6 protein-coding genes are annotated in these 5464 nt (G+C 75.6%); 4 read left to right on the top strand and 2 right to left on the bottom strand.

The genetic code is table 11. The features are described from left to right. Together ABZ641_RS24515 and ABZ641_RS24510 are read left to right on the top strand one after the other, a co-directional pair. The coding region (locus tag ABZ641_RS24515; protein ID WP_359984939.1) for an ABC transporter substrate-binding protein at positions 1–1204 on the top strand (1204 nt) is incomplete at its 5' end. Between the two features lie 304 nt (positions 1205–1508). Next, positions 1509–1862, top strand: a complete 354-nt coding sequence (locus tag ABZ641_RS24510; protein WP_359984936.1) for a hypothetical protein — start codon at positions 1509–1511, stop codon at positions 1860–1862. 69 nt (positions 1863–1931) lie between these two features. Here the strand turns inward: ABZ641_RS24510 and ABZ641_RS24505 are convergent, their stop codons facing one another. Further along, positions 1932–2441, bottom strand: coding sequence for a MarR family transcriptional regulator (locus ABZ641_RS24505; protein ID WP_359984933.1), 510 nt, complete (start codon positions 2439–2441; stop codon positions 1932–1934). Between the two features lie 177 nt (positions 2442–2618). Here ABZ641_RS24505 and ABZ641_RS24500 point away from each other — a divergent pair, with 177 nt between their 5' ends. Both ABZ641_RS24500 and ABZ641_RS24495 read left to right on the top strand, forming a co-directional pair. Further along, a complete protein-coding gene (locus tag ABZ641_RS24500; RefSeq protein WP_359984931.1) occupies positions 2619–3893 on the top strand; it encodes a multidrug effflux MFS transporter in 1275 nt (424 codons plus the stop codon). Positions 3894–4033: 140 nt separating this feature from the next. After that, positions 4034–4471, top strand: coding sequence for an SRPBCC family protein (locus tag ABZ641_RS24495; protein WP_344626674.1), 438 nt, complete (start codon positions 4034–4036; stop codon positions 4469–4471). Between the two features lie 21 nt (positions 4472–4492). On the opposite strand, the gene ABZ641_RS24490 is transcribed toward ABZ641_RS24495, so the two are convergent. Further along, positions 4493–5464: ATP-binding SpoIIE family protein phosphatase (locus ABZ641_RS24490; protein ID WP_359984929.1), on the bottom strand; the 972-nt coding region annotated here is incomplete at its 5' end.

Below are 5464 nucleotides of genomic sequence, written 5' to 3'. Positions count from 1 at the left end.
ACGGACGTTCTTGCGAACGGCGCACCACCCGCGCCGGAGGCGGGAACACCCCGAGGACAACGGCACGACGGAGTACATGGCCAAGCACCCGGAGGTCGTCATCACCGAGGCCGCGACCCAGGACAGCGAGGAGTACTGGGCGGACCTCACCGCGGGGCTGACCGGCCAGGGCGGCAAGCCGCTGGCCGACATCCAGGCCGTGGAGGTCGGCTACATCTCCGAGGCCACCGGCCCGCTCGCCGACAAGCTCACCGACCTGCAGGCGGCCCCCGGGGTCCACGCCTCGTCCTGGCTGCCGTGGAAGTCGGCCCAGGCGACCACCGCCTCCGGCGCGCTGGTCGGGCTCGGCACCGACACCGGGCCGATGGCCGTCTGCTACCGCAAGGACCTCTTCCAGAAGGCCGGCCTCCCGTCCGACCGCGAGGCGGTGGGCCGGCTGTGGGCGGGCGACTGGTCGAAGTTCGTGGACGTCGGCCGCCGCTACAAGGCGCACGCACCGGCGAGGACCACGTTCACCGACTCGGCCGGCGGCCTGTTCAACGCCGTGCTGTCGAGCCAGCCCGAGCAGTTCTCGAACGCCCGCGGCGAGCTGGTCTACGAGGACAGCCCCGGGGTGAAGAAGGCCTGGGACCTCTCGGTGTCCGCCGCCCGTTCCGGACTCACCAGCGGCCTCAAGCAGTTCGGTCCGGAGTGGAACGAGGCGCTGTACCTCTCCGGCTTCGCGACGATCGTCTGCCCGTCCTGGATGACCGGCGTGATCAGCAAGTACGCGGGCGACCGCGGCGAGGGCCTGTGGGACATCGCGCCCGCGCCGGCCGCCGGCAACTGGGGCGGCGCCTTCCTCACCGTGCCGAAGGCCGGCAAGCACCAGAAGGAGGCCGCCGCACTGGCCGCCTGGCTGACCGCCCCCGAGCAGCAGGCCAAGGTGTTCGCCGCGACCGGCAACCTGCCCTCGGCCACCGCCGCGCTGGAGTCGAAGGCCGTCCAGGACGCCACCAACCCGTACTTCAACAACGCCCCCACCGGTCGGATCTACGCCGACGCGGCCCGCACGGTCCTGCCCGCCCCGATCGGGCGGATGGACGGCGCGGTCAAGGCCGCCATCAGCGACGTCGCCCTGGTGGACGTCGCCCGCAACGGCACCGACCCGAAGAAGGCCTGGAACGCCGTGGTGAAGCAGATCACCGAGAAGACCGGCGGCTGACCCGGCCCGGGACGTCCAGGACGCCCGGGGCCCCCGTCCCGGCCGGTGGGAGCGCTCCCGTATGCTGGACACAGCCCGGTTCCGCGCCACCCCCCGCGGCGCGGGACCGGGCTCCCGTGGCTGTTCCGGCCCTCCCCCGGCCGGATCGGCGCAGGTTCCCGGCCCGCGACCGCCAGGTGCATGTGGGGCGCCTCCCGGCCGCGGGCCGGCTCGCTCGGCCACGCCGGCCGCCCGGCCCGCCCGCCGTCCTGCCCGCGCCGGGATAGGGCAGCACCCGTACCGCGGCGGCGTCGTTGGTACCGGTATGAACACGTGCCACCCGTCCGCGCCCGATGCCCCTCCGGCCGCCGTCCCGCCGCAGGCCCTCGCCCTCCCCCTCGCGCACCAGGAGTTCGGATCCGCCGGCGGCCCCGCCGCTCGGCGGCCCGCCGCCGTCCGGGCGCCGCAGCAGACCCAGAGCTGGACGACCAGTGCGGCGGAACAGGCCAGCGACGTGCTGAGCGGGCTGCGGACCGTCGAGGTGCCGATGGCGGCCCTGCAGGCGGCCCTGCTGATCCTCACCGAGCTGGTCGCCCGGCCGCACGAGAGCACCGGGATGCGGGAGGCCGCCCGGGAGATCTGCGGCGTCTTCGCCGGCCTGACCGACCCGGCGCTCTGAGACCCGCGGCCGCCCGACCGTCCCGCCGCCGTGCCGCCGGGCGTCCGGGACGTCCGGGCGGCCCCGGTCTCAGCGCTCGGGGTTCTCCACGACGGCGCGGAGGGCGGCGAGCAGGTGCGGCCGGTCGTCGGGGGCGACCGGGGCGAGCAGCAGCCGGTCGACGATCCGGGCGTGCACCTCCGAGGCGCGGCCGAACGCCACGGCGCCCTCGGGGGTGGCCCCGACCAGGGTGATCCGGCGGTCCGCGGGCGAGGGGGTGCGCCGGACGAGGCCGGCCTGCTCCATGCGGTCGACCAGCCGGGTGGTGCCGCCGCTGGTCAGGGTGAGGCCCTCGGCGAGCTCCCGCTGCGGGACCCCTTCGCCGCGGGCGCGGGCGAGCATCAGCAGCACCTCGAACATGGTGTGGCTGAGCCCGCACTCGGCCCGCATCGCGGTGTCCACGGCCCGGTCGAGGCGGGCCGCGGCGCGCAGCAGCAGGCCGAGCTCGTGGACGGCCGGGCGGTCGGCCGCCGCCGCGAGCTCCGCCGCCGTCCGGTGCTCCCCGGACGGCCGGCCGGCCGCCGCCGGTGCGATCTCCATGGCCGGTGAGTCTACTGATCGTTTCCGGCGCCGCGCCCCGCCGAATCGACTGAGCAGTCAATTGCTGAGCAGTCAGCTATCCGGCTACCCTGGTCCGGCACACCCGGTCCCGCACCCGCGCCGCCCGGGCCGACCGCCGGAGAAGGCCGACCGCCGGAGAAGACGGAGAGACCGCCGATGACCCCCGCCTCCGCCCGGCCGGCCCGCCCGGCCACCGCGTCCGCCACCGCGTCCGCGGCCTCCCCCGCCGGGTCCGCGGCGCCCGGACCGGGCCGGCGCCTGCGGCTGATCGTGGTGCTCGGCGCGCTCTCCGCCTTCGGGCCGCTCTCGCTCGACATGTACCTCCCGGCCCTCCCCGCCCTCGCCGGGGACCTCGGCGTACGGGACGCCGACGTGCAGCTCACCCTGACCGCCTGCCTGCTCGGCCTCGCCCTCGGCCAGCTGGTGGCCGGGCCGCTCAGCGACCGCCGGGGCCGGCGCGGCCCGCTGCTGGTCGGCCTGGCCGGCTACGTCGCCGCATCCGCACTCTGCGCGGTGGCGCCGAACGCCGAGGTCCTGACCGCCGCGCGGCTGCTGCAGGGCCTGGCCGGCGCCGCGGGCATCGTGATCAGCCGGGCGGTCGTCCGCGACCTCTACGACGGCGTCGAGGCGGCCCGCTTCTTCTCGCTGCTGATGCTGGTGAACGGCCTGGCGCCGATCCTCGCCCCGGTGGTGGGCAGTCAGTTGCTGCGCTTCGCCGACTGGCGGGCGGTGTTCGCGGTGCTCGCCGCCGTCGGCGCCGCACTGCTCGCGGCCGCGGCGCTCGCGCTGCCCGAGTCGCTGCCCGCCGAGCGGCGCAGCGGCGGCGGCCTGCCCCGGACGGTGCGCAGCTTCGGCGGGCTGCTGGCCGACCGCCGGTTCATGGGGTACGCGGTGGGCGCCGGGTGCGCCTTCGCCGCGATGTTCGCGTACATCTCCGGTTCCTCGTTCGTGCTGCAGCAGGTGTACGGGTTGGACGCCCAGCAGTTCAGCCTGGTGTTCGGCGGCAATGCGCTGGGCCTGGTGCTGCTGGGCCAGCTGAACGCGCGGCTGCTGCGCAGCCGGTCCCCGGAGGTGATGCTGCGGGCGGGTCTGGCGGTCTCGGCGTCGGGCGGGGCCGGGCTCCTGCTGGCGGTCGTCGCGGGGCTGGGGCTGTGGGCGGTGTGCGGCTCGCTGCTGCTGGTGGTGGCGGCGGTGGGGCTGGTGATGCCGAACTCGACGGCGCTGGCGCTGTCCGGGCGGGACGACGCGGGCACGGCCTCGGCCCTGCTGGGGCTGCTGCAGTTCGCGCTGGGCGGGCTGGCCGCGCCGCTGGTGGGTCTGGGCGGTTCGGGGTCGGCCCTGCCGATGGCGGTGGTGATCGCCGGTTTCGCGGCGGCCGCGGTGCTGGTGCACGCGCTCTGGCTGCCGCGGTCGGCGGCGGCGTCGCTCTGACACCCGGGCCGGGCCGGGCCGGGGCGGCGGCGGGCACGGAATCCGCACAGGTTTCCGCGTCCGGTACCGGCCGCGTCTTTTGCGGGGCCGCCGGGGGCGGGGGCAGGCTGGATGCGGGAGCCGAGAAGGCGAGGAGAGCGATGAGCACCCTTGAGGAGCAGATCGAGATCGGTGCCCCGGCCGACGCCGCCTGGGACCAGCTGCACCGGATCGCCGACTACCCCCGCTTCGTCGAGGGCGTCCTGCACGCCTCCGCCCGTGGCAGCCACCGCGCCCGTCTGGACGTGGCGGTGGACGGCGGCCACCGGGAGTTCGACGCGTTCTTCACCGACCGCGGCCACAACCGGGTGATGACCTGGGAGACGGTGGACGAGCCGCACCTGCGCGGCACGTTCGCGCTGCGCCCGCTGGACGAGCACCGCACCCAGGTGCAGGTGCGGATCGAGTACGAGCCGGCGGCGGTGGAGGAGCTGTTCGGCGGTGCGCCGCACGGTTTCGCGCTGGCGAGCGCGATCGAGCGGACCGTCCGGACGGACCTGGAGCAGTTGCGCGACCTGGTGGAACACCGCACGCGGTGATCGGCCGGGCCGGGCCCGTGCTCAGGGCAGCAGTTGCTCGGCCCAGATGACCTTGCCGGTGTCGGTGTAGCGGGTGCCCCAGCGCTCCGCGAACTGGGCGACCAGGAAGAGGCCGCGGCCGCCCTCGTCGGTGCTGGCGGCGTACTTGAGGTGCGGGGAGGTGCTGCTGCTGTCGGAGACCTCGCAGATCAGGGTGCGGTCGCGGAGCAGCCGGACGCGGATCGGCCCGCCGCCGTAGCGGATAGCGTTGGTGACGAGCTCGCTGAGGATGAGTTCGGTGGTGAAGGCGAGGTCGTCCAGGCCCCACTCCTCCAGGCGGCGGCTGACCTCGCCGCGGACGCCGGAGACGGCGCTGGGGTCGGCGGGGACCTCCCAGGCGTCGACGTTCTCGGCGGGCAGCGCGCGGGTGCGGGCGACGAGCAGGGCGATGTCGTCGGTGGGGCTGGCCGGGAGCATGGCCTCCAGCACGGAGTCGCAGGTCTTCTCGGGGGTGAGGCCGGGTCGGGCGGCGAGCGAGGCGCGCAGCAGTTCCAGGCCCTCGTCGATGTCGCGGTGGCGGTCCTCGACCAGGCCGTCGGTGTAGAGGACGAGGTGGCTGCCCTCGGGCAGGTCGATGTCGACGGCTTCGAAGGGCATGCCGACCAGGCCGAGCGGGGCGCCGGCCGGGAGTTCGGGGAACTCGACGCTGCCGTCGGGGTGGGCGACGGCGGGCAGCAGGTGGCCGGCGCGGGCCATGGTGCAGCGCAGCGCGACGGGGTCGTAGATGGCGTAGAGGCAGGTGGCGCCGGTGATGGGGGCGTCGCCGTCCAGGGAGGCGTCCTGGTCGATGCGGTTGACGAGGTCGTCGAGGTGGCCGAGGAGTTCGTCGGGGGGCAGGTCGAGGGCGGAGAAGGTGTGGACGGCGGTGCGCAGCCAGCCCATGGTGGCGGCGGCGTGCAGGCCGTGGCCGACGACGTCGCCGACGACCAGGGCGACCCGGGCGCCGGAGAGCGG

Source organism: Kitasatospora sp. NPDC007106, from assembly GCF_040634455.1.
Lineage (GTDB): Bacteria > Actinomycetota > Actinomycetes > Streptomycetales > Streptomycetaceae > Kitasatospora > Kitasatospora arboriphila.
Note: the sequence above shows the minus strand (reverse complement) of the source record. Positions and strands in the feature narration are given on the sequence as shown.